A 13,591-nucleotide genomic window follows, 5' to 3' on the forward strand; every position below is an offset into this window, starting at 1 on the left:
CAGGTCTCTCGGGTGAGAGACCTAGACGCGGCGGGTGGCTTTCATCCAAAAGGAGTGTGCATGCGTCACTACGAAATCATTTTGCTGATCCATCCGGATCAGAGCGAGCAGGTTCCCGCCATGCTCGAGCGCTACAAGGGCATGATCACCGCTGGCGGCGGTGCGGTGCACCGCGAGGAAGACTGGGGCCGCCGTCAACTGGCCTACATGATCAACAAGCTGGCCAAGGCGCATTACCTGTGCCTGAACATCGAGGCCGACCAGGCCGTGATGGCCGAGCTGGAGCATGCCTTCAAGTTCAACGACGCCGTGCTGCGCCACCTGACGGTGCAGAAGAAGAAGGCCGAGACTACTCCTTCCGTGATGATGAAGACCGTCGAGCGCGAAGAAGCCCGCAAGGCCAGCCAGGCCGAGGCCGCTGCCGAGCGTTGATCCGCTTTTTCTCCCGCCCGTCCAATAAGGAGTGAACCCACCCGACAACCCGTCTGCCAACCGCTGGCTCGTGACTGCCTGCCTCGCGCAAGTGCAGGCCATGCGCTATACACCCGCGGGACTGCCCGCGCTGGACATGGTGCTCGAACATGAGTCCCAGCAGCATGAGGGCGGTGGCGAGCGGCTCGCCCGTGCCAGCATCAAGGCGGTTGCCTTTGGCCCGCTGGCCGAGCGGCTGGCCCGCCAGGCGCTCGGGAGCTGCTGGAACTTCCGGGGCTTTCTGGCCGCCGGGCGCGGCGGCAAGGGTTTGGTGTTTCACATCCAGGACATGCAAAACACGTAATTTTCAAGAGGTCCCCTATGGCCACGTTCAAAAAATTCAACAAGGACAGGCGCCCCAAGCGCAACACCCAGTCGCTGCTGTTCAAGCGCAAGCGCTTCTGCCGCTTCACCGTCGCCGGTGTCGAAGAGATCGACTACAAGGATGTCGATACGCTGCGCGACTTCATCGCCGAGAACGGCAAGATCGTGCCTGCGCGCCTGACTGGCACGCGCGCCATCTACCAGCGCCAGCTCAATACCGCCATCAAGCGCGCGCGCTTCCTGGCCCTGGTGCCCTACACCGACCAGCACAAGATCTGAGGAGAGCACTGCCATGGAAATCATCTTGCTCGACAAGGTCGTCAACCTGGGCAACCTGGGTGAAATCGTCAAGGTCAAGGACGGCTACGCACGCAACTTCCTGATCCCCACGGGCCGCGCCCGCCGCGCCACGGCAGCGGCCAAGGCCGAGTTCGAGGCCAAGCGCGCCGAACTGGAGAAGGCTGCCGCCGAAAAGCTGATCGCGGCCCAGGCCGAAGGCGAGAAGCTGTCCGGCACGACCATCAAGCTGACCCAGAAGGCTGGCGTCGACGGTCGTCTGTTCGGCTCGGTCACCAACCAGGACATCGCCGACGAACTGCACAAGCAGGGCTTTGCCAAGCTGGTCAAGTCGCAGATCCGCATGCCCAACGGTCCGATCAAGACCGTCAGCGACAGCACGGTCGAGGTGTCGCTGCACACCGACGTCACGATCGACGTGACCGTCTCGGTCTACGGCGAAACAGCCTGATCGCATAGCGCTCGAATCGGCAGTGCACCCATCCGGTGCCAGCCGCCAGCAAAAGCCGCCTGCAGGCGGCTTTTGCTTTTGTCGCGCGCGATGCACGTCTTGCCCACCGGTTGCACACCGCTTGTCCACAGGGTTGTGCGGTGACGGCTGCGCCGTCGGTCGCTACCATTTCCTGTTCCTCCTGTCCTTCCAGGGCTCTCGTTCGCTTCAATCATGTCCGCTGTCGTATCCACGCCGTTTGATGATGTTCCCCCGATGTCCGAGATGGACTATGCGGTGGAGCAGTTGCGGGTGCCGCCGCACTCGATCGAGGCCGAGTCCAGCGTGCTCGGCGGCCTGCTGCTGGACAACATGGCCTGGGAGCGCGTCAGCGACCTGCTGACCGAGGGCGACTTCTACCGCCACGAGCACCAGCAGATCTACGGTGCGGTCAACGCGCTGATCAACGCGAGCAAGCCGGCCGACGTGATCACGGTGCACGAGCACCTGCAGGGCCTGGGCAAGGCGCAGGAGGTGGGCGGGCTGGTCTATCTGAACAACCTGGCCCAGTACGTTCCCAGCGCCAGCAACATCCGCCGCTACGCCGAGATCGTGCGCGAGCGCGCCATTCTGAGGAAACTCGTCACCGCCAGCGACGAGATCGCGACCAACGCCTTCAACCCCCAGGGCAAGGCGATCGACCGCATCCTGGACGAGGCCGAGCAGAAGATCTTCGCGATCGGCGAAGAGGGTTCGCGCATGAAGCAGGGCTTCCAGTCGCTGGACACACTGGTGGTCGACCTGCTCGACCGCGTGCAGGAGATGGCCGACAACCCGATGGACGTGACCGGCGTGCCCACCGGGTTCTCCGACCTCGATCGCATGACCAGCGGCCTGCAGGCGGGCGACCTGGTCGTGCTGGCGGCGCGCCCGTCGATGGGAAAGACCTCGTTTGCGGTCAATATCGCCGAGCATGTGGCGCTCAACGAGGGCCTGCCGGTGGCGGTGTTCTCGATGGAAATGGGCGCGGCGCAGCTGGCGCTGCGTATCGTCGGCTCGATCGGGCGCGTCAACCAGGGCAATCTGCGCACCGGCAAGCTCTCCGACGAGGAATGGCCGCGTCTGACCGAGGCGATCGAGCGGCTGCGCACGGTCTCGATGCACATCGACGAGACGCCGGGCCTCACGCCGTCGGAGCTGCGCGCCAACGCCCGGCGCCTGGCGCGCCAGTGCGGCAAGCTCGGTCTGATCGTGGTCGACTATCTGCAGCTGATGAGCGGCTCGGGCTCGAGCAGCTCGGACAACCGCGCGACCGAGCTGGGCGAGATCTCGCGGGGCCTGAAGATGCTGGCCAAGGAGCTGCAGTGCCCGGTGATTGCGCTGTCGCAGCTCAACCGCTCGGTCGAGCAGCGCCAGGACAAGCGTCCGATGATGAGCGACCTGCGCGAGTCCGGCGCCATCGAGCAGGACGCGGACATCATCATGTTCATCTACCGCGACGACTACTACAACAAGGAGAGCAAAGAGCCCAACGTCGCCGAGATCATCATTGGCAAGCAGCGCAATGGCCCGACGGGCACCGTCAAGCTGTTCTTCCAGAAGAACCAGACGCGCTTTGAAAACCTGGCGATGGGCTACGGCGACGATTACTGACGTCGGCAGCGCGTACGTACCTGCGCCCTGAAGTTCAGCGCAGCAGCAACCAGGCCAGCAGGCCGGCCAGCACCAGCGCCAGCGCGATGCAGGCCCAGGCCATGCGCCGCACGCCGGTGCGCAGCGCGCCCACCGTGGTCACGAGCTGGGCATTCTGCTCGGCCAGCGACTGCAGCAGCGCCGCATCGGCGCGCTGGCCTTGCTGCAGCGCCAGTACCTGTTGGCGCAATGCGGCCAGTTGTTCGGCATGGGGAGATGCGTCGGCCGCAGCGGGTGGCAGGTGTGGGTCGGGTTGCCCGGCGCCGCCGCGGCGCTCGCGCAGCAGCTGGCGCGCGGCCTGGGTGATCTGGGGCGTGGCTTCGATCACCTTGCCCCAGGGCACCAGGCGCAACGCGGTCATCCAGCCGGCCATCAAAGCACCTCGCTGGCAAAGTCCGCCAGGCGCGAGCGCTCGCCGCGCGCCAGCAGAATGTGGCCGCTGTGCGTCCAGCCCTTGAAGCGGTCGACCGCATAGGTCAGGCCCGAGCTGCCTTCGGTCAGGTAGGGCGTGTCGATCTGCGCCAGGTTGCCCATGCAGATGATCTTGGTGCCGGGGCCGGCGCGGGTGATCAGCGTCTTCATCTGCTTGGGCGTCAGGTTCTGCGCCTCGTCGATGATCACGTATTTGTTCAGGAAAGTGCGGCCGCGCATGAAGTTCATGCTCTTGATCTTGATGCGGCTCCTGATCAGGTCGTTGGTTGCGGCGCGCCCCCATTCGCCGGCGTTGCCGCCGTCGCCCTTGGCGAGGAATTCGAGGTTGTCGTCCAGCGCGCCCATCCACGGGCCCATCTTCTCTTCCTCGGTGCCGGGCAAAAAGCCGATGTCCTCGCCCACGCTCACTGTGGCGCGCGTCATGATGATCTCGGTGTAGCGTCGCTCGTCGAGCACCTGCGACAGGCCGGCGGCCAGCGTCAGCAGCGTCTTGCCGGTACCGGCGGTGCCGGTCAGCGTGACGAAATCCACCTCTGGATCCATCAGCAGGTTCATCGCGAAGGTCTGCTCGCGGTTGCGCGTGGTCACGCCCCAGATGGCGTTTTTCACATGGCCGTAGTCCTTGAGCGTGCGCAGCACTGCGCTCTTGCCCTGGATCTCGGTCACGCGTGCGTACAGGCTGGGTTCTCCCGGCGCCTCGAAATAGACGAACTGGTTGACCATCAGCGTGGCCACCAGCGGACCACCGATGCGGTAGTAGGTGTGCGCGCCGTTCTGCCAGCTCTCCACGTTCTTGCCGGCCTTGTTCCAGAAGTCGGCGGGCAGTGCCAGTGCGCCCGAGTACAGCAGGTCGCCGTCGTCCAGCACCTTGTCGTTCTGGTAGTCCTCGGCGGGCAGACCGAGCGCGCGCGCCTTCACGCGCATGTTGATGTCCTTGGACACCAATACCACCTCGCGCGGCGCGTGCAGTTTGCGCAGCGCCTCGACCACGCCCAGGATCTGGTTGTCGGCCTTGCCCTGGGGCAGACTGGCCGGCAGCTGGTAGGACAGCGGTGCAGTCTGGAAATACAGCTTGCCGGTCGCCGCACGCTGGCCGGTGGCGTCCAGGCGCAGGCCGCTGGCAATGTCGGCGCTCTGGCTTTCGGCCAGCGCATCGAGCATGCGGCTGGCCTGGCGGCCGTTGCGTGCCACCTCGGTCATGCCGCGTTTGTGAGCGTCCAGCTCTTCGAGCACGATCATCGGCAGGAAGACGTCGTGCTCCTCGAAGCGAAACAGGCTGGTCGGGTCGTGCAGCAGGACGTTGGTGTCGAGTACGAACATCTTGGCAGCCGTCTTGGCATTGTTTTTCGCGCTGTTCTTGCCTGTGCTTGGACTGTGGTGGTGGCGGTGGTGAGCGGCGGCAGGGACGGAGATGGAAGAGTCGAGCGATGCCGGCGTAGCGGCGGCAGGCGGTGCGGACGGAGTGGGCGCTGCCGTGCGTGCGCGCCGGGCTGGCTTGGCGACCGGCGTGGCGTCTGGCACCGCCGCGGTGGCTGCAGGGCTGGCGACCGCATCCGGCGGTGCGACCAGGATGGCGGCCACCTTGGCGCTGGCGGCAGGCTTGCGCCCACTACTGGCCGCAGGCGCGGGTTTGACTGCGGCCACGGGTTTGCTGGCGCTGGCCTGCCGGGCCGCAGGCTTGTCATAGGCGTCCTTGGCCAGCAGGGTTGCGGGTTGGGTGGGGGCGGGAGGCAGGGGCATGGTGATGGAAAGCGAAAAAATGGCGCGCAGCGATTTCAGAAAAAACAAAAGCCGCCGAGGTTGCCCTGGCGGCTTGTGCGGGAGAGGATGGCAGATCCAGTGACTTTCAGCGGCATTGAATCATTATGCCTGCGCTCCCGGACGGGGTTGCGACAGAAAACAGCAGGGCTGCCTCAGGCCACTTTCTTGACCTGGTGCTTGAGCGCCTTGACGGCCTTGAGCACCTCGTCGACATGACCCGGTACCTTCAGGCCTCGCCATTCCTGCACCAGGATGCCGTCGGGGCCGACCAGGAAGGTCGAGCGCTCGATGCCCTTGACCTTCTTGCCGTACATGATCTTGTTCTTGACCACGCCAAACATGTGGCACAGCTTTTCCTCGGTGTCGGCGACCAGCTCGAAGGGCAGTTCAAGCTTGGCCTTGAAATCGTCGTGCGACTTCATGTTGTCGCGCGAGACGCCGAACACCTCGGCGCCGGCCTTGACAAAATCCTTGTATTTGTCGCGGAACTGCATGGCCTCCGTGGTACAACCGGGCGTGTTGTCCTTGGGGTAGAAATACAGCACCACCACCTGGCCCATGTGTGACGTATTGGAAACCTTGATGTCGCCAGTCGCGACGGCTTCGAATTCAGGAAGGGGTTTATTGACAACGATCGCCATGGCGCTTAGATCTCTCCCGCGTAAAGTCGATGAAAGGCCTGGGGGATGTGTCGTGATGCCGCCAGATCGTGCCGCGGTGCGACGCCGCCGTATCAAGCAAAGCTGGCCCCGGGCCGCCAAAACCGGATTTTAACGCAAAACCCGGTTTTTGGCTAGCTGCGCATCCAGCTGGCGCCAGCGTCCTGCGGCGAGATACCCACTAAATTTAGTTTTCCAGCAGTAGAGCAGCCACTACATGCCGGCCCTCGCCGGCCAGGATGTTGTAGGTGCGGCAGGCAGCTTGCGTGTCCATGGTCTCCATGCCGATTTGCCGATCGACCAATGGTTTGAGCCAGGCCGGCGGTACGAAGCGCAGGCGGTTGCCGCTGCCGAAGATCGCCACCTCGGGCTGCAAGAGCGCCAACTGCTCGAAGTGCGCGGGCGTGAGGTCTTCAAAGCGCGCGCAGTGCCAGCCCTGGCGCTCGCCACGCGAACCCACGACCACGCTGGTCGTGATGCGATCGGCGTCGACGTTGATCCAGCCCGGCCCATAGGCTGTGACGGATTGGGTGTCGGGACGATCGTGCTGGAATTTCATGGCAGGCGGCTTGCGCGCTCAGGCGCGGCGGTGAATTATGGTCAAATTATAGGTTTCGTCCCGTATTGGTGCCCGTGCGCATGAAGCCCATCCACAAATCTGCCAAGCTCAATCATGTCCTGTACGACGTTCGTGGTCCCATCGTCGATGCCGCGCGGCAGATGGAGGACGAGGGCCAGAAGATCATCAAGCTCAACATCGGCAACCTGGCGTCGTTCGGCTTTGATGCGCCAGAGGAAATCCAGCAGGACATGATCCGCAACCTGCCCAACTCGGCAGGCTATTCGGACAGCAAGGGCATCTTCGCCGCGCGCAAGGCGGTGATGCACTACAGCCAACAGCAGGGCGTGGCCGGCGTGACGCTGGACGACATCTACCTGGGCAACGGCGCCAGCGACCTGATCGTGATGGCCACGACGGCGCTGCTCGACGATGGCGACGAGCTGTTGGTTCCGGCGCCCGACTACCCGCTGTGGACCGCCTCGGCCAGCCTGGCCGGTGGCAGGCCGGTGCACTACCAGTGCGACGAGGACGACGGCTGGATGCCCAGCCTGGACGACATCCGAAGCAAGATCACGCCGCGCACGCGCGGCATCGTCGTGATCAATCCGAACAATCCGACGGGGGCGCTGTACTCGGACGAGCTGCTGCGCGCCATCGTGCAGATCGCACGCGAGAACGAACTGGTGATCTTTGCCGACGAGGTCTACGACAAGGTGTTGTACGACGGTGCCAGGCACACCGCGCTGGCCAGCCTGTCGACCGACGTGCTGACGCTGACCTTCAATTCACTGTCCAAGGCCTACCGCAGCTGCGGCTACCGCGCCGGCTGGATGGTGGTGTCGGGTGACAAGAGCGCGGCGCGCGACTACATCGAAGGCCTGAACATGCTGGCCAACATCAAGCTCGGCTCCAACGTGCCGGGCCAGTGGGCCATCCAGACCGCTTTGGGCGGCTATCAGAGCATCAACGACCTGGTCAGGGAGGGCGGGCGGCTGAGCCGCCAGCGCGACCTGGCCTACGAGCTGGTCACGCAGATCCCGGGCGTCACCTGCGTCAAGCCGCAAGCGGCGCTGTACATGTTCCCGCGCCTGGATCCGCAGGTGTACCCGATCGAGGACGACCGCCAGTTCTTCATGGAGGTGCTGCGCGCCACGCGCGTGATGCTGGTGCAGGGCTCGGGCTTCAACTACCCGGATCACCAGCACTTTCGCATCGTCTTTCTGCCGCACGAGGATGACCTGCGCGAGGCCATCGGCCGACTGGCCGACTTCCTGGCGCTGTATCGTCAGCGCCGTGCCAAGGCGGTGCTGGTCGCCTGAGAGATTGAGAAAAAATTCCCCATGCCCGCTTTGCACGCCAAAACACTCCCGCTCATCGTTGCAAATACTTGCCACGGCCCGAGTCGTGGCTGCGTTTTGCCCTTGCAGGGCGCAGGCACTGCTGGAACTGCAGCACTCAGCCTCGATTGGGTGCGTTTTGGCGCGCCTTTCGGGCACGGCCAATTTATTGTCAACCTCTGAGTTTTTGACCGTTCAAGGCGCCTGGCCGAGCCGGGCCGCCGTTTTTTTGATTGATTGAGACCCATGAAACCCATCCAAGTCGGCCTGCTGGGCATTGGCACCGTCGGTAGCGGCACCTTCCAGGTGCTGGCGCGCAACCAGGAAGAAATCCGCCGCCGCGCGGGCCGCGGCATCGAGATCACGATGGTGGCCGATCTGGACACCGCGCGCGCGCGCTCCATCGTGGGCGACGGCGTGCGCGTGGTGGGCGATGCGCGCGAAGTGATTGCCAACCCGGACATCGACGTTGTCGTCGAGCTGATCGGCGGCTACGGCATCGCCAAGGCGCTGGTCCTGGAGGCGATTGCCGCCGGAAAGCATGTGGTGACCGCCAACAAGGCGCTGCTGGCGGTGCACGGCCAGGAGATCTTCAAGGCCGCGCACGAGCAGGGCGTGGTCGTCGCCTTCGAGGCCGCGGTGGCCGGCGGCATCCCCATCATCAAGGCGCTTCGCGAGGGGCTGACGGCCAACCAGATCCAGTGGGTGGCCGGCATCATCAACGGCACGACCAATTTCATCCTGTCGGAAATGCGCGACAAGGGGCTCGATTTCGACGTGGTGCTCAAGGAGGCGCAGCGCCTGGGCTACGCCGAGGCCGACCCGACCTTCGACATCGAAGGCGTGGACGCAGCGCACAAGGCAACCATCATCAGCGCTATCGCCTTCGGCATCCCGGTGCAGTTCGACAAGGCCTACGTGGAAGGCATCACCAAACTCGCCGCGGCCGACATCAAATATGCCGAGCAGCTGGGCTACCGCATCAAGCTGCTGGGCATCACCAAGCGCACCGAGAGGCTGCAGGCCGACGGCACGGCCGTCCGTGGTGTGGAGCTGCGCGTGCACCCCTGCCTGGTGCCGGCCAAGCGCCTGATCGCCAACGTGGAGGGCGCGATGAACGCCGTGCTGGTTCAGGGTGACGCGGTGGGCGCGACGCTGTACTACGGCAAGGGCGCGGGCAGCGAGCCGACGGCCAGCGCGGTGATCGCCGACCTGATCGACATCGCCCGCCTGATAGACGCCGACCCGGCGCACCGCGTGCCGCCGCTGGCCTTCCAGAGCCACACGCTGGCGGCCGCCGGCGGCGAGCTGCCGGTGCTGCCGATGGCCGACGTGGTGACCAGCTACTACTTGCGCATTCGCGTGGCCGACGAGGCCGGCGTGCTGGCGCGCATCACCGGGCTGCTGGCCGGCGCGGGCATCAGCATCGACGCGGTGTTGCAGCGCGAGGCCGACGAGGTGGGCGGCGAGGGCAGCACGCAGACCGACCTGATCATCCTCACGCACGAGACGCGCGAGGGCGACATGGACGCAGCGTTGGCGCAGATCCAGCAACTGCCCACGGTGCTGGCGCCGATCACGCGCATCCGCAAGGAGGAGCTCAACTGATGCGCTACCTCTCCACCCGGGGCGACGCCACGCCGCGCCAGTTCTGCGACATCCTGCTCGAAGGCCTGGCGCCCGACGGCGGCCTCTACCTTCCCGAGGCCTATCCCCAGGTGGGCGGCCGGCTGGCGCAGCTGCGCCAGACCTATGCCGACCAGGGCTATGCCGCGCTGGCGTTCGAGATCCTGTCGCTGTACATCGACGACATCCCGGCGCAGGATTTGCGCGCAATCTGCGCCAAGACCTACACCGCCGAGGTCTTCGGTACGCCGCAGATCACGCCGCTGCGCCGGCTCGAGGGCCAGTTGTTCATCGAAGCCCTGTCCAACGGCCCGACGCTGGCCTTCAAGGACATGGCCATGCAGCTGCTGGGCAACCTGTTCGAGTACGAACTGGCCCGCCGCGGCGAAGAGCTGAACATCCTGGGCGCGACCAGCGGCGACACCGGCAGCGCCGCTGAATATGCGATGCGCGGCAAAAAGGGCGTGCGCGTCTTCATGACCAGCCCGCACGGGCGCATGAGCCCGTTCCAGCAGGCGCAGATGTTCTCGCTGCAGGACGAGAACATCCACAACATCGCTATCGAGGGTGTGTTCGACGACTGTCAGGACATCGTCAAGGCGGTCAGCAACGACCTGGAGTTCAAGCGCCAATACAAGATCGGCACCGTCAATTCGATCAATTGGGCACGCCTGCTGGCCCAGGTGGTGTACTACTTCGCCGGCTACTTCCAGGCAACGCAGGCCGACACCGAAAAAGTCAGCTTCACCGTGCCCAGCGGCAACTTCGGCAACATCTGCGCCGGCCATGTGGCGCGCCAGATGGGCCTGCCGATCGCTCGCCTGGTCGTGGCGACCAACGAGAACGACGTGCTCGACGAGTTCTTCCGCACCGGCGTCTACCAGGTTCGCGGCGCGGCGGCGACCTACGAGACCTCCAGCCCGTCGATGGACATCAGCAAGGCGAGCAATTTCGAGCGCTTCGTCTTCGACCTGGTCGGGCGCGACGGCGCGCGCACCCGCGCGCTGTTCACCGACGGCGTGGCGCGCCAGGGGCGCTTCGACCTGAGCCAGGACGCAGCGTTTGCCGATGCTGCGGCCAGATTCGGCTTTGCCAGCGGCAAGAGCACCCACGCCGACCGCCTGGCCACCATCCGCGACTGCGCGCAGCGCCTGGGCCAGATGGTCGACACGCACACCGCCGACGGCATCAAGGTCGCGCGCGAGCACCTGGGCGCCGAGCCCATGATCGTGCTGGAGACCGCGCTGCCGATCAAGTTCGCCGCGACCATCGAGGAAGCGCTGGGCCGTCCACCCGAGCGCCCGGCGCGCTTTGACGGCATCGAGAGCCTGCCCAAGCGCGTGACCGTACTGCCCGCCGACGTCGACCAGGTCAAGGCGCTGATCGTGCGCCACTGCGGCGCCTGAGGCATGAAGGTCGTCGGCTTTGCCGGTTACTCGCGCAGCGGCAAGACCACGCTGATCGAGCAGCTGGTGGCGTTGCTGCGTGCGCGCGGGCTGCGCGTGTCGGTGCTCAAGCATGCGCACCACCATTTCGACATCGATCATCCGGGCAAGGACAGCTGGCGCCACCGCCAGGCCGGCGCCTACGAGGTGCTGGTCGCCTCCAGCCAGCGCCTGGCGCTGCAGCGCGAATATGAAACGCCGCACGAGCCTGACGTGCATGCGCTGCTGCGCGAGCTCGACCCTGCGGTCGACTGGGTGCTGGTCGAGGGCTTTCGCGAGGCGCAACTGCCCAAGATCGAGGTCTGGCGCCAGATCGACGACGAACGCGGCGCGCGGCCGTTGCGCTACCCGCACGACGCCTGGGTGCGCGCGGTGGCCACCGACGCACCGCAGCTGCTGCAGCCTGCGCCGCGCCAGCCGGTGCTGGATTTGAACCGCCCCGCGCAGATAGTCGATTGGCTGCTGGCCCATCCCGCCTGGTTTGGCGTGGGCTCGCCGGCCGCAACCCAAGAGGAGACATGCCATGAACCGTCCCGCCCTCCAATCGCTTGACGACGCGCTGGCCGTGCTGCTGGCGCAGGCCATGCCGCTGGCCGGGCGCGAGAGCGTCTCCACCTTTAGCGCCGATGGCCGCGTGCTGACCGAGGACATCGTCTCGGCGCTGCAGGTGCCGCCGCAGGACAACTCGGCGATGGACGGCTACGCGCTGCGCTGCGCCGACGTTGCCGAGCCCGGCGCGGTGCTGCCCATCTCGCAGCGCATCCCGGCCGGCAGCGTCGGCCAGCCGCTGCAACCGGGCAGCTGCGCGCGCATCTTCACCGGCGCGCCGGTGCCGCCCGGCGCCGATGCCGTGGTCATGCAGGAAGAATGCGTTCCGGAGGGCGAGGGCAGCGCCCGCATCAACACCGCGCCCAGGATGGGCCAGAACATCCGCCGCGCGGGCGAGGACATTGCGCTGGGCGCCACGGTGCTTGCCGCCGGCACGCGCCTGGGCCCGGCTGCCTTGGGCATGGCTGCCAGCATGGGGAGGGCGCAGCTCACCGTGGCTGCGCGCCCGCGCGTGGCGCTGTTTTCCACCGGCGACGAGCTGGTGATGCCGGGCGAGGTTGCGCCGCAGGACATGCGGCCGGGCGCCATCTACAACAGCAACCGCTTCTTTCTGCGCGCGATGCTGGAGCGCCTGGGCTGCGCCGTGACCGACCTGGGCGTCGTGCCCGACCAGCGCGAGGCCACGGTGGCCGCGTTGCAGATGGCGGCGCAGGGCAACGACCTGATCCTGACCAGCGGCGGCGTCAGCGTCGGCGAGGAAGACCATGTCAAGCCCGCGGTGCAGGCGCTGGGCCATCTGGATCTATGGCAGCTGGCCATCAAGCCGGGCAAGCCCTTTGCCTACGGCCGGGTGGAGAACGGGGCAGGCGGCGCGCATTTCATGGGGTTGCCGGGCAACCCGGTCTCCAGTTTCGTCACCTTCGCGCTGCTGGTACGCCCCTTCGTGCTGCGGCTGCAGGGCGTGCAGGACGTGGCGCCGCAGGCCGTGGCGGTGCGCGCGGACTTCGACTGGCCGCGCGGCGACCGGCGGCGTGAGTTCCTGCGCGCGCGCCTGAACGCCCAGGGCGCTTTGGAGCTGTTCGCCAACCAGGGCTCGGGCGTGCTCACCTCGACGGTCTGGGGCGACGGCCTGGTCGACAACCCGCCGGGCCAGGCCATTGCCCGTGGTGATACGGTACGGTTTTTGCCTTTTGCCGCATTGCTGACATGACCACCAAGACCGTGACCCTGCGCTACTTCGCCTCGATCCGCGAGACGCTGGGCGAGAGCGAAACCCTGACGACCGACGCCGCCACGCTGGGTGCGCTGCGCGACGCGCTGATTGCCCGCGGCGGCGCCCACGCCCAGGTGCTGGCGCGCGGCAAGCCGGTGCGCATGGCGCTGAACCAGGCCATGGCGCGCGAGAGCCAGCCGCTGCCGGACGGCGGCGCCGAGGTGGCGTTTTTCCCGCCGGTCACCGGCGGTTGACGGCAGGGCGGCGTCCGGGTCAGTCCTGGCCGTCGCCGTCACCGCCCAGATCGGGGCTGCGCCACTGCAGCAGTTCGGCCAGGCGCAGCATCACCCAGCGTGCCTCGGACGCGTCCAGCCCCGACTCGGCGCTCGCCAGCCCGGCATGGATCTGGCGCAGCACCCGTTCTTCCGAAGGCGTGTGGGTTTGGTAGAGCTGCTGCGCCTGCTCCACAAGCTGGCAGGCCAGGTCTTCACACAACTCGTAGCGCTGCAGCAGCGCCTCGCGCGCAATGCCAAGCCGCCCGCTGGCGCGCGTGTACAGCGCAATAAAAGACGGTGGTATGTGAATCTGGCTGTCGTCTTGCATGGCCGCGCCATTGTCCTGCGAAAGGCGCTGCCGCAACTTATTGCGACGTGTCCTCTTCCTTCTTGGGCATGGTGTCGGTGCGCGTGAACAGCCAGAAGAAGAAACCGCCCATGCCCAGCATGAAGGCAATGCCAATGGCGCTGAACAGGCCGACGTCGGTCGTGAACAGGTCGTGAAGCAAACGCATGAC

Annotated in this window: 17 protein-coding genes; 11 read left to right on the forward strand and 6 right to left on the reverse strand. The window is 66.1% G+C overall.

The window, feature by feature from the left end; genetic code table 11:
• Window positions 1-60: 60 nt before the first annotated feature.
• The 5 genes from rpsF (at window position 61) to dnaB (ending at window position 3,175) form a co-directional block, all read left to right on the forward strand.
• Window positions 61-432: a 30S ribosomal protein S6 gene (gene rpsF, locus ABD767_RS00640; RefSeq protein WP_103044639.1), complete on the forward strand. Its 372-nt coding sequence runs from the start codon at window positions 61-63 to the stop codon at window positions 430-432.
• 31 nt (window positions 433-463) lie between these two features.
• On the forward strand, window positions 464-775 hold the full coding sequence (gene priB / locus ABD767_RS00645; RefSeq protein ID WP_344867594.1) for a primosomal replication protein N: 312 nt from the start codon (window positions 464-466) through the stop codon (window positions 773-775).
• 17 nt (window positions 776-792) lie between these two features.
• Window positions 793-1,074, forward strand: a complete 282-nt coding sequence (gene rpsR / locus ABD767_RS00650) for a 30S ribosomal protein S18 (RefSeq protein ID WP_103044638.1) — start codon at window positions 793-795, stop codon at window positions 1,072-1,074.
• Between the two features lie 13 nt (window positions 1,075-1,087).
• Window positions 1,088-1,543 (forward strand): 50S ribosomal protein L9, encoded by a 456-nt coding sequence (rplI, locus tag ABD767_RS00655; RefSeq protein WP_103044637.1) that lies wholly within the window; start codon window positions 1,088-1,090, stop codon window positions 1,541-1,543.
• Between the two features lie 213 nt (window positions 1,544-1,756).
• Window positions 1,757-3,175 (forward strand): replicative DNA helicase, encoded by a 1,419-nt coding sequence (gene dnaB, locus ABD767_RS00660; RefSeq protein ID WP_103044636.1) that lies wholly within the window; start codon window positions 1,757-1,759, stop codon window positions 3,173-3,175.
• A gap of 34 nt (window positions 3,176-3,209) precedes the next feature.
• Here the strand turns inward: dnaB and ABD767_RS00665 are convergent, their stop codons facing one another.
• The 4 genes from ABD767_RS00665 to ABD767_RS00680 all read right to left on the reverse strand — a co-directional run bounded on the left by ABD767_RS00665 (window position 3,210) and on the right by ABD767_RS00680 (window position 6,625).
• Window positions 3,210-3,587 carry a hypothetical protein gene (locus ABD767_RS00665; protein WP_344867601.1) on the reverse strand — a complete coding sequence of 126 codons (378 nt, stop codon included), beginning with the start codon at window positions 3,585-3,587 and terminating at the stop codon, window positions 3,210-3,212.
• Window positions 3,587-5,386, reverse strand: a complete 1,800-nt coding sequence (locus ABD767_RS00670) for a PhoH family protein (RefSeq protein WP_103044651.1) — start codon at window positions 5,384-5,386, stop codon at window positions 3,587-3,589. The genes ABD767_RS00665 and ABD767_RS00670 overlap by 1 nt, the downstream gene beginning before the upstream one ends.
• 173 nt (window positions 5,387-5,559) lie before the next feature.
• Window positions 5,560-6,048, reverse strand: a complete 489-nt coding sequence (locus ABD767_RS00675; protein WP_103044634.1) for a redoxin domain-containing protein — start codon at window positions 6,046-6,048, stop codon at window positions 5,560-5,562.
• Between the two features lie 205 nt (window positions 6,049-6,253).
• Window positions 6,254-6,625: an MTH938/NDUFAF3 family protein gene (locus tag ABD767_RS00680; RefSeq protein WP_103044633.1), complete on the reverse strand. Its 372-nt coding sequence runs from the start codon at window positions 6,623-6,625 to the stop codon at window positions 6,254-6,256.
• Window positions 6,626-6,705: 80 nt separating this feature from the next.
• On the opposite strand from ABD767_RS00680, the gene ABD767_RS00685 reads away from it, so the two are divergent.
• From ABD767_RS00685 to ABD767_RS00710, 6 genes are all read left to right on the forward strand, one after another.
• Window positions 6,706-7,947 carry an aminotransferase class I/II-fold pyridoxal phosphate-dependent enzyme gene (locus ABD767_RS00685; RefSeq protein ID WP_103044650.1) on the forward strand — a complete coding sequence of 414 codons (1,242 nt, stop codon included), beginning with the start codon at window positions 6,706-6,708 and terminating at the stop codon, window positions 7,945-7,947.
• A gap of 264 nt (window positions 7,948-8,211) precedes the next feature.
• A complete protein-coding gene (locus ABD767_RS00690) occupies window positions 8,212-9,573 on the forward strand; it encodes a homoserine dehydrogenase (RefSeq protein WP_103044632.1) in 1,362 nt (453 codons plus the stop codon).
• Complete coding sequence (gene thrC, locus ABD767_RS00695) at window positions 9,573-10,997, forward strand: threonine synthase (protein WP_103044631.1); 1,425 nt, start codon at window positions 9,573-9,575, stop codon at window positions 10,995-10,997. Before ABD767_RS00690 ends, thrC begins: the two co-directional genes overlap by 1 nt.
• Window positions 10,998-11,000: 3 nt before the next feature.
• Complete coding sequence (gene mobB / locus ABD767_RS00700) at window positions 11,001-11,588, forward strand: molybdopterin-guanine dinucleotide biosynthesis protein B (protein WP_103044630.1); 588 nt, start codon at window positions 11,001-11,003, stop codon at window positions 11,586-11,588.
• Window positions 11,560-12,795, forward strand: a complete 1,236-nt coding sequence (locus ABD767_RS00705; RefSeq protein ID WP_103044629.1) for a molybdopterin-binding protein — start codon at window positions 11,560-11,562, stop codon at window positions 12,793-12,795. The genes mobB and ABD767_RS00705 overlap by 29 nt, the downstream gene beginning before the upstream one ends.
• The gene (locus ABD767_RS00710; RefSeq protein ID WP_103044628.1) at window positions 12,792-13,052 is read left to right on the forward strand and encodes a MoaD/ThiS family protein; all 261 of its coding nucleotides are present in this window, start codon (window positions 12,792-12,794) and stop codon (window positions 13,050-13,052) included. The genes ABD767_RS00705 and ABD767_RS00710 overlap by 4 nt, the downstream gene beginning before the upstream one ends.
• A gap of 19 nt (window positions 13,053-13,071) precedes the next feature.
• Here the strand turns inward: ABD767_RS00710 and ABD767_RS00715 are convergent, their stop codons facing one another.
• The gene (locus tag ABD767_RS00715) at window positions 13,072-13,401 is read right to left on the reverse strand and encodes a hypothetical protein (protein WP_103044649.1); all 330 of its coding nucleotides are present in this window, start codon (window positions 13,399-13,401) and stop codon (window positions 13,072-13,074) included.
• 37 nt (window positions 13,402-13,438) lie between these two features.
• Window positions 13,439-13,588 (reverse strand): DUF3149 domain-containing protein, encoded by a 150-nt coding sequence (locus ABD767_RS00720; RefSeq protein WP_103044627.1) that lies wholly within the window; start codon window positions 13,586-13,588, stop codon window positions 13,439-13,441.
• Window positions 13,589-13,591 lie beyond the last annotated feature (3 nt).

Origin of the sequence: Comamonas faecalis, from assembly GCF_039538025.1 — a bacterium.
Lineage (GTDB): Bacteria > Pseudomonadota > Gammaproteobacteria > Burkholderiales > Burkholderiaceae_C > Comamonas_C > Comamonas_C faecalis.